13 protein-coding genes are annotated in these 14015 nt (G+C 55.0%); 2 read left to right on the top strand and 11 right to left on the bottom strand.

Annotated elements, in window-relative coordinates; all coding sequences use genetic code 11:
• Positions 1 to 162 precede the first annotated feature (162 nt).
• From Q0Y46_RS14200 to rpsT, 7 genes are all read right to left on the bottom strand, one after another.
• Positions 163 to 1485 (bottom strand): dihydrofolate reductase family protein, encoded by a 1323-nt coding sequence (locus Q0Y46_RS14200; protein ID WP_297948356.1) that lies wholly within the window; start codon positions 1483 to 1485, stop codon positions 163 to 165.
• Positions 1486 to 1615: 130 nt separating this feature from the next.
• Positions 1616 to 2068 (bottom strand): rhodanese-like domain-containing protein, encoded by a 453-nt coding sequence (locus tag Q0Y46_RS14195; RefSeq protein WP_295683640.1) that lies wholly within the window; start codon positions 2066 to 2068, stop codon positions 1616 to 1618.
• Positions 2069 to 2082: 14 nt separating this feature from the next.
• Entirely contained in the window at positions 2083 to 3354 is a 1272-nt protein-coding gene (locus Q0Y46_RS14190) for a hypothetical protein (RefSeq protein ID WP_295683642.1), read from the bottom strand.
• A 46-nt stretch (positions 3355 to 3400) separates the two neighbouring features.
• Positions 3401 to 4060, bottom strand: coding sequence for a hypothetical protein (locus Q0Y46_RS14185; RefSeq protein WP_295683645.1), 660 nt, complete (start codon positions 4058 to 4060; stop codon positions 3401 to 3403).
• A gap of 58 nt (positions 4061 to 4118) precedes the next feature.
• The gene (locus Q0Y46_RS14180) at positions 4119 to 5510 is read right to left on the bottom strand and encodes a lamin tail domain-containing protein (RefSeq protein WP_297948350.1); all 1392 of its coding nucleotides are present in this window, start codon (positions 5508 to 5510) and stop codon (positions 4119 to 4121) included.
• Positions 5511 to 5580: 70 nt separating this feature from the next.
• Positions 5581 to 6528 carry a M23 family metallopeptidase gene (locus Q0Y46_RS14175; RefSeq protein WP_297948347.1) on the bottom strand — a complete coding sequence of 316 codons (948 nt, stop codon included), beginning with the start codon at positions 6526 to 6528 and terminating at the stop codon, positions 5581 to 5583.
• Positions 6529 to 6732: 204 nt separating this feature from the next.
• Entirely contained in the window at positions 6733 to 6993 is a 261-nt protein-coding gene (gene rpsT / locus Q0Y46_RS14170) for a 30S ribosomal protein S20 (protein WP_295683654.1), read from the bottom strand.
• A 162-nt stretch (positions 6994 to 7155) separates the two neighbouring features.
• On the opposite strand from rpsT, the gene Q0Y46_RS14165 reads away from it, so the two are divergent.
• Complete coding sequence (locus tag Q0Y46_RS14165; protein ID WP_297948344.1) at positions 7156 to 8238, top strand: DegT/DnrJ/EryC1/StrS family aminotransferase; 1083 nt, start codon at positions 7156 to 7158, stop codon at positions 8236 to 8238.
• A gap of 33 nt (positions 8239 to 8271) precedes the next feature.
• Here the strand turns inward: Q0Y46_RS14165 and Q0Y46_RS14160 are convergent, their stop codons facing one another.
• Positions 8272 to 8502, bottom strand: a complete 231-nt coding sequence (locus Q0Y46_RS14160; RefSeq protein WP_297948341.1) for a hypothetical protein — start codon at positions 8500 to 8502, stop codon at positions 8272 to 8274.
• A 34-nt stretch (positions 8503 to 8536) separates the two neighbouring features.
• On the opposite strand from Q0Y46_RS14160, the gene Q0Y46_RS14155 reads away from it, so the two are divergent.
• Complete coding sequence (locus Q0Y46_RS14155) at positions 8537 to 11056, top strand: U32 family peptidase (RefSeq protein WP_297948339.1); 2520 nt, start codon at positions 8537 to 8539, stop codon at positions 11054 to 11056.
• On the opposite strand, the gene Q0Y46_RS14150 is transcribed toward Q0Y46_RS14155, so the two are convergent.
• The 3 genes from Q0Y46_RS14150 to Q0Y46_RS14140 form a co-directional block, all read right to left on the bottom strand.
• Positions 11053 to 11574 (bottom strand): acyl-CoA thioesterase, encoded by a 522-nt coding sequence (locus tag Q0Y46_RS14150; protein ID WP_295683661.1) that lies wholly within the window; start codon positions 11572 to 11574, stop codon positions 11053 to 11055. The genes Q0Y46_RS14155 and Q0Y46_RS14150 overlap by 4 nt on opposite strands.
• 44 nt (positions 11575 to 11618) lie before the next feature.
• Positions 11619 to 13301 (bottom strand): glycosyl hydrolase family 8, encoded by a 1683-nt coding sequence (locus tag Q0Y46_RS14145; RefSeq protein WP_297948337.1) that lies wholly within the window; start codon positions 13299 to 13301, stop codon positions 11619 to 11621.
• 89 nt (positions 13302 to 13390) lie between these two features.
• Complete coding sequence (locus Q0Y46_RS14140) at positions 13391 to 13804, bottom strand: hypothetical protein (RefSeq protein ID WP_297948336.1); 414 nt, start codon at positions 13802 to 13804, stop codon at positions 13391 to 13393.
• Positions 13805 to 14015 lie beyond the last annotated feature (211 nt).

Here is a 14015-nt window from a genome sequence, read left to right as displayed (position 1 = left end):
TAAAAGTAGGAAGTAGACAGTAGACAGTAGGAAGTGGTTAGTGGTTGGTGGTTAGGAGGGAACAGGATCTAGAATCTAGGGGCTAGGGAGAAATATCACGGCGTCGCCGTCTGTTATTGACGCACGAAGTGCGTGATTCTTTTTCACTAGTCTCTCTAGTCTCTAGTTTCTAGCCCCTTGTCTCGCGCCTCGAGCCTCACCGCTATAATACACCGTCAGCACGTCGGGTCCGATCATCGCGGATTCCTTGGCGATGGCACAAGGAGGGAGCCCGGGAAACTCAAGGCCGGATTTTGCCTCGCCGCATTCCACGAGACGCGCAAGAGAAGCTTCTACAGACGGGTCCGTGGAACGCCAAAGGTCAATGCGGTTCCATAGGGGCTTTTCTGGTTCCCGGGGCGCATTAAATATTTCATGCACAAGTGCAGCACCCGGTTCCACCATCAGGCGGTGCATACCGCGGGCGGAAAGGTTTTCTACCATAAAGTTCCAATTGTCTGCAAACGATTCGTGCGGCAAAGCAACGACCTCGGCAATTCCGTCCAATTGCGGCTGCGCCACACAGCTAAAGACGAGAGGCACAAAAGCACCTTCGCCACACGGAGCGAAAACATGAAGCGATTCGATTTCTGGCTGGATAAATTCGTGATGGCCCGCCCACACGACTTTCACGGGGCAGTTCCCCTGCACATACCGTACATCCAAGCGCGGATTGTCGGCAAGGAGCGTTCCCGCACCGACCAGCACGGCATCGCTCATGGCGCGGAGTTCATGATTCCAGCAGTTTGCACCCTGGCCCGTGATTTTCAGCGGAGCGTGGCGGCCTTTAGCGGTTATGCAGCCCATGAAGGAATCTTCGGATACCGCACTCTTAATTTCGACAAAAGTTCGTTTATTGCGTACAAAATAATCATACGCTTCAAAATAGCGTTCCACTTCGTGGAAAACGGAACGGCCTTCGGCCTTGAATTCTGCTAACGCAGCCTCAGCACCGACATTACTTTTAAATTTGCCAGCAGCCTCGTAACCGAACACGCCGCATTCGCACGAAGCATCCGAAGAAGCATGCAGGTCATTATCCGTTTCGTCGCAAAAACAAGCCCGTACGCAGGCGTCCTCGCCTTCATAAACAGCAATGCCCGCGTCTTCTAGAATTTTCCTGGACTTGCCGCGCACAACCGGGTTCGGGTCGGCATGAGCAAAGTACACCTCGGATATCCCTGCGTCGATGATGGCTTTTGTGCAGGGGGGCGTGCGGCCATAGTGGCAGCACGGTTCGAGCGTCACGTATATGGCCGCCCCGCGGGCGAGTTCGCCCGCGTCACGCAGCGCCATGACTTCGGCATGGGCATTGCCGGGGCGCTGCGTACGCCCCCTGCCCACAACGATTCCATCCTTGACAACAACTGCACCCACCGCCGGGTTCGGGCGGCTGATACCAATCGAGAAGAAAGATTCTTCGAGTGCAAGTTGCAGGTAGTTCATTTGTTAGGGGATAGAGGCTAGAGACTAGGATCTAGGGAATAAGGATCACGCACTTCGTGCGTCAATAACAGACGGCGAAGCCGTGTTATTTTTCCCTAGCCTCTAGATCCTAGCCCCTAATCCCTGAATTCTAATTCTTCGGGAACGCGAGGAATCCGCCGACCACGTTGAACACGCGTTCGTAGCCGTTCTGGATCAAGAAGTTTGACACGGCCATGCTGCGCTTGCCGCTACGGCAGAAAATCAGCAAGTCCTTGTCCTTCGGGAATTCGCCGATACGCTGTTCGGCTTCCTGGAGCGGGATGTTGATGGAACCCGGAGCAGTGCCTTCGGCCACTTCGCCCGGAGTACGCACGTCAATCAGCACGGCACCGTTTTTCTGCATTTCAAGAGCCTGTGCCCATTCCACATTCGTAATGGTCGCCTTCGGAGCCTCGGGAGCAGGGGTCGGTTCTGCTGCCGGAGCCTGTTGCTCTACGGCCGGCTGGGCGGCCGGAGCTGCCTGGGTTTCAGCCTTCGGCGTTTCCTTACAGCCGGCAGTCATAATCATTGCGAAGAGAGAAATTACGATGATTTTTTTCATTTCATTTACCTTTTTTAGTTAACGTCCTTATTTACCGATTTAAAATCATTATGGCCAAGCAACATGTACAAGCACATGACGCTTTGAACCAACCCTTTATCCGAAGTCAGCGGCACGGCATTGAATACAATGTACTGGTCAGACGACATGTACACATCTTTCCACGCAACGCTCTTGCGCATGTTGAACACGTCGTTAATTTTCTTGGCCACCATCGGCGAAAGTTTTTCCGCCGGGAGGGATTCTAGGGAAATTCCCTTGACATGCTCGGGATCGCTCCGCTTCATATCTAGGGAGAACGCCTGGTTACATCCCTGCACGATAAAGTTCCTATCGACCCAGAAGGTGCGAATATCGGGGAAAGACATCGCCGCGGCAAGCATGGCGTCTTTTTCCTCTTCGGAACTGAACAACGGATTGTCAAGCATCACGTCCATGCGGCGAGCCACACCCCTATAGAACAAGTGCCCATCGTCGCCGACCTCCAACTTGCAATGCAAGTCGTACCACACCATCGATTTGTCTGTACGGTAGCCACGGATCTTCGTATTGACATCGCCATCTTCCACATTGCCGGTTCTATGGTAAGCCAAGACATGCTGGTTAATCAAGTCCATAAGCACCGCATAATCTTGCGGAGGGACAAGCATATGCAAGTCGACCTCCCCCATAGGAATGGGGATTATCCGGTAACGATCTCCCGACACTTGTGTAAGGCTTGTTAGCCTATGATTTTCGACATCGAATTTCCAGATGAAGTCACCCGTATTTTCAAGGAGCATCCGAAGTTTCGATTCAACATCTTCCTTGTTCTTTCTAATCTCGACTTCTTTGGAAATGTTCCTGATAAAGCACACGTAATGGAATTCCACCGAAGAATAGTACTTCTTGACACAGCGCAACTCGTACCAAATCGGAGTATCACCGCCATCGTCGTAAGAGAGCATGAACGGCATGTTCGGATGCCTGTCCGTATCTTTGAAATAGGCGCAGACGCGAATCCAGTCTGCCGCAGGCAAAAAGTCCTCCAAGGAACGTTCCCGGTTCAGCATTCCAAAGAAGGGGTCACTGGAAAAAATCGGTAAACCGTAGAGGAACTCCATCTTCGGGGAGAGAACCACGATGAACTCGCCCATGTGGCCAGCAAAAAGCTTGTACAGTTTCTGCTTCTCGCGATTGTCCCGGATATAGAGAATCGCAACAGAAGACACCACAAGGAGCACACAGCACAGGAAACTCCATGCCACGGTCCAGTTGAAGGCACCTTCTACAATCATATCATCCATATTCTACAAAATAAACAAATTATTCCACATTCCGTCAATCGCCGAGTCATTTTGCAAACGTTTTTCCCGAAAATACACCCATGAGGGGAACCCCGCCCGACCCGGCGAGCCCACCAGCAAACCAACCTTCCCAATAAGCACTCAAAAGCAAGGAAACAGAGAAGTCAGGGAATCCGTAACGGAAATCCAATCCAGCGTACCGGAAGCGAATTCCGTTCCCTAACCAGACCGAACTCCGGTCCGCCTCCAAAAAGAAGGAAAAACTCCCCTGCGGTTCCCAGTGCAACCCGCCGCGCCCATCGACATATCCGTCCATGCCATCCGTGAAGCCGTGCACGACCCCGCCCACGGCAAAGTCGCGCCACAGGAACAAAGCACCACCTTTGTAGCGGTGCCTCGCCCACTTTTCAGCACCCGGGAGCCACTCCATCGAAAGCCCGTATGCGGCACCCAGGACAAATGCTCCCACGAACGTTTCCACAGGTAACGAGGTCTGCAATTCCGAATACGACTGCCTGTACAAGCTGTCGAGCCCGTGAAAAGTGCTAAAAAACGCCAACCGGAGCGGCCCGACCCCTACTTCGCCGTAACCCGCATAGGCGAACTCGTCCACATCGCCCACATCGTGCATGGCGGCAAGCGCAAACCCAGGAGTTGCCGTTCGCGCCGGAGACGAATAGAATCCAGGCAAACCGCGAGGTGCCAAATCTCCCTGCACTGCCGGCACAAAAGGGACCGGCCCACCAATTGCCCACAACTGTGTACTAATGCCTAACCACAATACCCACGACCGACGCATAGTCCCCCACCGAAAGCGAAACATACCCCACACCCACAGAAAGTTTATCTGCCACCGGGACAATCCACCAGGAATTTGACGCCGGAGGCACGGCAAACGACCACACTTCCCGCCGGGCCGAATCAAGCAATTTGAGCGAAACGGCAAATTCGCTCTCCACCCGCACGCGCAGCACCTCCCCCCGCCGCCGCACAACGCGCGAAGTCAGCGTATACGTGAACGGCTTGTCGCTAAAAGACGACTGCGAAGCATAACCCAAAAAACCGGGCGTATTTTCCACAAGCTTCGTACGCGGGTTAAAACCGGCAGGGCACTTTGCCGTATTCTTGTCCCAACCAACGCTATCCACCACGGAACTGTCCACCGCGAGCAACACGGAGCCGCCCGTATTGCCCAAGTAACCAAAATTGGCCTGCAAAATCCTCACGTCACCAAAACCGATAGCAGTCCGAAGCGCAAGGGTATCGCGTGTCACGAGCACGTTTTCGTAGGGGCGGATAGAATCCGAAAGGTAACCGCTCCGGTCGAGAAACACCACCCGCGAAAGGGGCAGCGCATAGCGCGACCCATTGTAGATTTCAATCCACTCCGGCTCAGGTTCCGTTGGGCAATGGTGAATTTCCGAAATCACGAGCGGGGACTTCCCGCGCTGCAAAAGCAGAGTATCCAGAGAATCGTTCGACGGAGCCTCGTCGCGGGGCAGGCGCAGCCTCGCCCACACGGCATCCCCGCGCAACCTCAGCTTGAATGCCCCTGTCACGGCAAGCGTGTCGTGGCGCCACCCACCCAGCTTTGCAAGATTCAGCGATTCCACAAAAAGCGTCGACGAATCGCAACCGGATAGCCACCCCGAAAGCGCCCACTCCCCCTCGCCATGTTCCGCCTTGATTCCCGAAAGCCCACAGTCGTCAAAACCGGCTTCGTAATCCGAATCCGCCGTCCCGGGCGTCCCCCGGCTAAAAGCCCACTCGTCTGTCTCGCGCACCCTCTGGAAGGCATACCCCGCTTTGGGTTTGGGGAGCACAATAGAATCCGAACACGCACCGGCCCACAATTTCCAAGTGGTCTCGCGCGAATTGGGCATGGAAAGGCTCCCGAGTGAACCGCAAGAGACATTCGGGATATCGGGACAATGCAGAGAATCGTGTACTAGCACGAACCTCGAGCCCGCTGGGTACGCAAAGGAGAGCGCGGGCTTGGCCTCGAAAGCCACAAACAGGCTGTCGGCCGAAAAATCGTCAAGGCGAATTTCCAAGAACTCGCCTTCATCGTCGCGGACATCGATCGGGTCCGGGAAAAACTCCACGAACATCGGGCAGGCAAACGCCAGCGACGGCAAGAATGGAATGAATTTCAATATTCCCCCGTGGGGAGCCCCTCACTGCCGCCGGTCAGACCAGCGCCAAGAAAACTGGCAGCGAAGGCACCTACTCGACCGAGTGGTCGTTAGGCAAAATATAGGCAAGCGGATTTACCGGATGGTTGTTCTCCCACACTTCGTAATGCAAGTGCGGGCCAACAGAGAGGCCGGTATTTCCCATATAACCAATAAGCTGGTAGCGGCGAACGAACTCGCCCGGCTTCACGACATACATCTGCATGTGCGCGTAAACGGACTTGAGGCCGTTGCTGTGATCCAGCAAGACATAATTCCCGAAAGACGGGCTAAGTTTCGCGATTTCGACCACGCCATCGGCCGATGCAAAAATCGGAGTCCAGCGGTCGTTACCGATATCAATACCATTGTGCATCTTGCCCACCTCGCCAGTGACAGGGTGGACACGCGGGCCAAAGGAAGAAGCATAATGCCCCTGCGTCGGGCAAATGGACGGCACGAAGCGCCAAATAGTCTGCCTCTGGTTGATGTAATTCGTAAGGGAGGAGAACGACTCGCCGTTATTGTAGAACTTGCTCTTCAAGCGGTCGGTTTCTTCTTGAAGCACAGCGGCCTTTTCAAGGACCGGCGACATGCCACGGAGCAGAAGCGAATCGGAAGCGATTTCACCACCGGTACCCATCTCGCGGGTGCCCTCGTCCGGCACAGGCAAACCATAACGCGCATGCAACCTGCGCTCGTCCCTGTAGAAGTCATCCGAAGTCATGGACAAGTAGTCGACCGTCTCCTGGATCTTGGTGAGGTCGCGGTCCAAACCACGGCGGCTAGAAAGCCCCTGCGAAAGCAGGCCATCGTACAAGGAAATGGAAACGAACTGGATAGCGAAGAGCGCAACTCCGATAAGGACGACAACCTTAATCCAAGAACTTGCACGGAACAAAAATTCCGGCAAATGGATTGTTATCGAGCGAGTCGAATTCTGAAAATGTATAGTCGTCTTCGCTAAATTCACGGACTTGAAAATAGTAAAATGTTTCACAAATGTGAGCAATGTTACAATTTATCACACTTTTTTTAAAAAAGCGACAAAAAAAAGCCCGATTAAAGGCCAAATTCGCAATCTGAGAATGTTTTTTTTACAATATTGGCCAAAATTGCCAAAAAACTTACAAAAATAGGTACACGAAAACCCAGCACGCTCGGCATGCTGGTTTCGTGAACAAACAACTAGGAGACCTAGAAATTAAGCAAGGGCGTTGACGACCTTGGCGGCCTTGGCCTTGTAGTTCGCAGCGCGATTGGCGTTGAAACCTGCACGGCTCTTGGCAGCAGCCTTGTCCAGCATGCTGAACAGGTTCGGCATTTCCTTGAGGGCTTCTTCCTTGGAAGCAGCCGTACGGATGACCTTGAGGCTCGAACGGATGGCGGAACGAACGGAACGGTTCATGGCATTGGCCTTCTCGGCCTGACGCAAACGCTTTTTGCAAGATTTATGTTGAGGCACCTTATTTCTCCGGGTGAAAACCTACTTAAAAATGTTGGCACAAAGTTAGTAAAAAAATTGGGAATTTCAAGGGGAGCGGCAAAAAAAGACAATTTACGAACATTTTTCGCACTTTTTACCCCCACTCCCACCTAAAAGCGCTGCATTTCTATATTTGTCCGCATGATTGCTTTCGTGAACATCCAGGCCCAAAGAGACGCTTACCGAGAAGAGCTCGAGAAAGCCGAGAAAGCAGTCCTCGACAGCGGAATATATATAGGTGGGCCAGAAGTAACCGCACTGGAAGCAGAACTTTCCGCCTACACCGGGACAAACGCCGTCACCTGCGCCAGCGGGACCGACGCACTCACCATCGCCCTATCGGCCCTCGGCGTCCAACCGGGGGACGAGGTCGTCGTTCCGGATTTCACCTTTATCGCCCCGGCAGAATGTGTCGCGAGGCTCGGTGCCACCCCCATTTTTGCCGACATCGACCCGCACACCCTCCAGATTTCTCCCGAAAGCGTCGAATCCCTGGTCGGCCCGCTGACGCGCGGAATCATCGCGGTCAACCTCTTCGGCCAGTGCGCCCCATACGCAGAACTCCGCCAAATCGCCAAAAGCCACGGGCTCTGGCTCCTCGAAGATTCCGCGCAAGCCTTCGGGGCCACGCAATGCGGAAAACAGGCATGCACCTTCGGGGACATGGCCATCACCAGTTTTTACCCGAGCAAGCCCCTCGGCTGCTATGGCGACGGCGGGGCCATTTTCACCGCAAACAAGGAACTCGCCCAAAAAGCGCGCATGCTCGCAAACCACGGCAGCGAGGAACGCTACCTCCACAAAGCCGCCGGCATGAACAGCAGGCTCGACGCCTTGCAGGCCGCCGTCCTCCGCGTCAAGCTCGCCCACCTGAATGCAGAACTCAAGGCACGCAAGGCCATCGCCGAACGCTACAACGCCTTCTTCGCCAACATCGAAGGGCTCACCCCGCAGCAAATCGCCGATGGCAACACGAGCACCTACGCCCAATACACGTTGCTTGTAGACAACCGAAAAGATTTTGTCGCGGCATTGGACAAGGCGGGCATCCCCTACTGCATCCACTACCCCATGCCACTGCACAGGCAGCCTTGCTTTGCAGAACTTGCCGCACGTTATGCAGAAAACGCCGCCGACAAGGCCAGCCAAAAGGCGGTCAGCCTCCCCATGTGCGCTTTCACGCCCATAGACGAAATTATCGAAAGGCTCGAAAAAGTTTTCTAGCGTTCTAATTAAGGAACTGTATAAAGAACACGCTTAGCGGTGCATGTCGAGCGACTTGAGTTCATTCTTGACCGAATCGCTCTGCGCCTTGAGGATATTCACCTCGTCTTGCAGCGAATCCACGGTACGCCTCAGGGCCTCGTTGCGGATAGAAAGCCTCTCGACCTCGGCAGCCTTTTCTGGATCCGAGCACGCCAGCAGCGCCGAAGACGCACAGCAACAAAACGAAATCAACAACACATGGTAGGCCCATTTTTTCATCATGGTCCAAATGTAGTTTTTTTCTATCATTGTAATCGTGAAGAGACCGGAATTACTGTTGCCCGTGGGTACGCGGGATATGCTAGAAGCCGCCATCCAGAACGGGGCCGATGCAGTCTACTACGGCGTCCCCCACTGGAACGCCCGTGGACGCACAGAAGATTTTTCATTCGAAGACGTCGAAGAAATGATCCGTTATGCGAGAGTGCGCGGAGTGCGCACGTTCCTCGCCATGAACATTCTCGTATTCGAGCGCGAAATCCGCGACCTGCCCGAATTCCTTGAAAAACTCATCGCACTGAAGCCGGACGCATTCATTATCCAGGACATCGGTCTTGCACGGCTCATAAAGGCCATCGCGCCAGACCAGGAAATCCATGCGAGCACGCAGATGACGCTCGCCAGCGCCGAAGCCGTCAATTTCGCATCGCAACTGGGCTTCAACCGCGCCGTGCTGGCCCGTGAACTCTCCCTAAAACAAATTGCCTCCATCAAGGAAGCGACACCGCTCGAACTCGAAGTCTTTGTACACGGGGCGCTCTGCGTGAGCTATTCGGGCCAGTGCCTCACCAGCGAGAACTTTGGCGGGCGCAGCGCGAACCGAGGCCAGTGCGCCCAAAGTTGCAGGCTCCCCTACCGCATTTTCGTAGACGGCAAGGAATACCGCGACACCAATGCGCAGTACCTTTTCAGCCCGCACGACCTCTGTGCATTGCCTAGACTTAACGACCTCGAAGAAATCGGCATCGATTCACTTAAAGTCGAGGGCCGCCTCAAGAGCCCCGAATACGTGGCCGCAGTCGCCAAGGCATACAAAAAATCCCTCGACACCCACGATAAACTCCCCGCTACAGACATGGAACCGCTCGAGGTCCTGTTCTCGCGCGGGCTTTCTACCGGCTGGCTCGACGGAGTCGACCACCAGGCACTCGTCGACGGGACATTCAGCAACCACCACGGCGAATACCTGGGCGAAGTTTCCCGCATAGAACGGGACAGCATCACCGTTTCCACGCCCGATGGAGGCGTCACGGCACTCCCCCGCCAAGGCGACGGCATCCTCTTCGAGAACCCGAAAAACGGATTGAGCCTGGGGAGCCGCCTGTACGGCGTGATAGAACGTAACGGCAAATTGATGTTGCAATTCGGCAGGAATTTCGAGCTGCGCAAAGTCGCCCCCGGCATGAAGGCATACCGCAACGACTCCCCCGCCCTCGAAAAAGAACTCCAGCACACATTCGCCGACCGCGAAAAAAGCAGGCGCATCCCTGTCGACATCGTCCTGAGCGGAAAAATCGGGGAACCGCTGCGCCTTACGATGTTCGACGACGCCGACCACAAGATTTCCGTCGAAAGCGATATCGCCGTGGAAGCCAGCCGCGATACGGCAGAGAGTGCGAACGGCAAAAAACGCGACTTCCGCGAGCTGGCCGAAAAAGAGCTTTCCGCCCTCGGCTCGACGGCATACGCGCCCCATTCGCTGGACATCCGCGTTCCGGCCAACGCCTTCGTTCCCGGGAAAGTGCTGCGCGGCCTTCGCCAAAAGGCGACGGCGGCCATGGACGACTCCCGGATGTCGATGGCCGCCAGCGCGCCGGATGCGGCGCGCGGCCGCGCCCTCCTGGCACACGCTTCCACCCACAAGCAAGCCCAAAACGCGCACACCCCGGCAACCATCTCCGTGCTCGTCCGCCGCCCCAACCAAATCGAAGCGCTACGCGGGCTCGACATCGACAGCGCCATCATGGATTTTGACTGGGGCGTCAAGTACGATGAGCCGCTGGAACAAATCCGCGAACTCGGGCTGAAAGCCGGAATGGCGACACTGCGCATCCACAAGCCCGGCGAAAACCATTACCTCAAGAATATCCTGCGCCTCGCCCCCGACTTTGCCCTAGTACGGAGCCTCGGAGCGCTCGCCATCTTGCGCGGGAGCGGCATCCCGCTGCACGGCGACTACAGCCTCAACGCGGCAAACAGCCTAAGCTACGAATGGCTGCTCGACCAAGGGCTGCAAACGCTCCACCCCTCCTGGGACCTGAACAGCACACAACTTTTCGACTTGCTCGGCAATATCGACGCTGGCCGCCTGGAACTGGCACTCCACCAGTACATGCCGGCATTCCACTCCGAATACTGTGCGTTCGCAAGGGCGCTCACCGACGGCCGCCGCTTCCCCGAATGTGGCAAAATCTGCACGCAACACAAAGTGGAAATTCTCGACCACAAAGGCGAAAAACACTTCTTGCAGAGCGACGCCGAATGCCGCAACACCTTGTTCGTAGGCAAACCGCAATCCGCACTCAAGTTGTTCCCGCGCCTCACTGCCGCGGGCGTGAACCATTTCAGGATTGAACTGCTCGACGAATCCCCCGAAATCGCGCGCCGCAAAATACAGACCTACGTCGCCGCCATCCGTGGCAACATAAGTATCGACGCCGCCATCGCACAAGCCGGAGTCGAGGAGAAATACGGCCTCAGCGAAGGCCAACTGTTCAACGAAAGTGTCTGGGTCGACAGGAAAAAAGCGACAGACCCGAAAAACAAGCCAGTCTAGCGCGCCGTGAGCGACTTGCTCAAGGCGATTCTCGCCTCGCGGCGGACAAGAGCTTCGTTGTAACGGCGAATTTCGTCGGGCGTTTCAGGTACAACCGGAGCCACAGCGAGGGCGTGGCCCTCTGCATCGACAGCGACAAAGGTCATGTAGGCTCGGCAAATAAGCTGCTCGCCTTCCGACGAGAGTTGATCAAGCCCCATCACCTTCAAACCAATTTCCATGGACGAATTGAACACGCGATTCACGGACGCGCGAATCGTGAGGATTGTTCCCACCTTGGCCGGTTTGAAAAAGCGGATGCCGTCCATCGCGACCGTGGTCACCTTCTTGCCCGCATGGGTAAACGCGGCAATGCACGCCGCCTTGTCCAAAAGCGACATCATGTAACCGCCAAACACGATTCCGTGTGCATTCACGTCGGAAGGGTGGACTATATCGCGGGTGACAACAACCGAATCCTTCACAGGTTTCGGTTGCATATCCGCAGCATCGTGCATTTTTTCGTCTGTTTTCTGCATGTTCCCCAATATAGCAAAATGGGGCAACTTTCAAAATTTCAACGTCAGTGCGTTACAATCTTGTGCGTGTAACGGATTCCGCGGCTCACCGCCTTGACAACGAATATGCCGTGCATATCCTTCGCGCTCCAGGCAAAATTCTTGCCGGTAGCAGTCGCCACAATGCGACCATCCAAGCCGTACACGGTCCACTTTACACTGTGCGTCGCCGTGAAGAAGAATCCTTCTCCCGTCTGAACCAGTTGGACCGCACCAGAGACGGCATACGGGCTTGCGACAATCTTGTCGTCGCCAGAGCCATTGCCCTTGCCAGAATCTTGATGGTTCGACGTATCGACAACGACCGTATCGGAATCCACCGGAACTTCGGGAATCTTCGTCAACGACGAGGAATCGCCCGGAGTCGCAGTCTTGGGATTGTCGACGGCATCGACCACGTTCACGAACAAGCCGCTCATGAGTGAAGTCCCGAACCAGGCCAGGAACTGGTCAAAGTACATCTCGTTATGCAGAGTGTCTTCGAGCGCCGCAGAAGTATCGTGCGCGAGCCCGAAATAATCGCCGCCCTCGTAGAACTTGGCCATTTCCTCGCTGAAAGCAATCCTGTCCGCAGCCTCGCCCACAGCCATCGCCGCAGTCGCCCACATACCAATCGTCAGGTGGCTATGTTCCCTGCGGTAGCGCCATGTCGATTCGTTCTTCGAGTCGTTAAATTCCTTCCACTTGTCCTCGGCCGGCAAAAGTTCGCCCGCCTTCTCGATCTGGTAGAAGTTCGCGGCAGAGGGGCCACCCTTGTCGTTGATGAACTTCAGCGCATTCTTGAGAAATTCCTTGGCACGGCTTTCGTCGAACCAAATGGCATCAATGGCCACGCGCCACAGAATGCGGATAGCATCCTTGAAGAAGGCTCGGCTTTCAAAGTAAGCGTTGTAGCCAAGACCTTCCGAACCGACCCAGCCGCCTTCCGGCGTCATCCAGTCGGGAACCATGCCCATGCTGTATCCGGGGCTCTTGGAAATAATCTCGTAGCACTTGTCGACAGCCGTTTTCCACCGATTGGCATCCGACTTGTCGAACTTTTCGAACACCTTGTACCAGGCCGGGGAGAAATACCCGGGGTTCACGAATTCATAACCGCCCCAGCCAGCACCCGGCGCAACAATACCTTCAGAACGAATCTGCTTCGTGTCCCACATCTTATTCAGGAGATTCTGGGCCTGTTCCGCATAGGTCTTTTGTTGAAGTTTGGGCGAAGTTGAAGTATAGGCAGTCCACTTTCCGGCAGAAACAAGTTTATCTGCAAAAATCAAGGCCAGCGCGATATCTTCTTCGGCATCAGTCGCGGCACCATGGCCTTCCATCGGGATATTGCCGCTCGGGTCCATGTGCCAGTCATGGTAATCCCCATTCCACATGGTCTCGTTCGCCTTTTCCCACATTTTATTGAAGGAGGCCTGGTCATTTGCATAGAGGGCGACCAACATGCCGTAGCCCACGCCCTCGCTCACGGCATCACCCGGAGTTTCGCTCTTGGGGCGGTGAATAAGGCCCGCACCGGCACTGTAGGGGTTAATGTTGCGGCGGATCATGCCCTGCCAGGTGCTATCGAGCGCCGCATTCCAGTAAGACGCGTCTACCTTGGGCTGCGCGCTCGGCAAATCGAGGACCGCATAGGAAAATGTGACGGCAGCCGCAAGACACACCGGTAAAAAGCGCAATAACTTCATATAACCTCCAGACACCCGACCGCCAAACCTCCTGTAAGATTAGATTTTTTTCGTTGAAAACGCAAGTGACACAACGCACAGCCTTTCAACTAAAACCCAAGGACAGCCTCCGAAATCTCGTTGGCCTCGTCGGAACCGTTATCGGCATAATCTGGGTTGAATTCGCCCCAGCCCTCACTGGAGCCACAACCATAGCCCACCTCGACGGTAGACCACTTGAAAATCCCGTAAACCCGCTCGAATTGTTCCATCAAATCGCTCAGGACATCCTCTGGCGGAGCCTCTTCCACAAGCAGGCAGCCATCCACCGCCACAAGGGGGCCTTCGGGCAGTTCCTCGAAACGGCACTCGTATTCGTCCATCATCACTTCGTCGACGGAATACCATTCGCCAGAATCGGCACTCGGAAGCTCGGCCTCGGGGAATTGCTCCATGAAAGCGTCCCACAAGGCATTCAAGTCGGCTTCGACACCGACAAACCGTACAAGAATCCTGCAGTCCATAGTCACTCCTTGCGCGAACAAGTTTACTGTACTTTGAAAGTACATAATATCCCCCCCATGCACAAGAAAAAAAAAAGAAACCAAGGGGCTCGAGGCACGAGCAATGAGCAGTGAGTCTTTGAGAGACTAGAGAATAGAGAATAGAGAATAGAGAATAGAGAATAGAGAATAGAGAATAGAGGCTAGTGAAAAGAATCACGCACTTCGTGCG

Source organism: uncultured Fibrobacter sp. (genome assembly GCF_947305105.1).
In the GTDB taxonomy this organism is placed as follows: Bacteria; Fibrobacterota; Fibrobacteria; order Fibrobacterales; family Fibrobacteraceae; genus Fibrobacter.
Note: the sequence above shows the minus strand (reverse complement) of the source record. Positions and strands in the feature narration are given on the sequence as shown.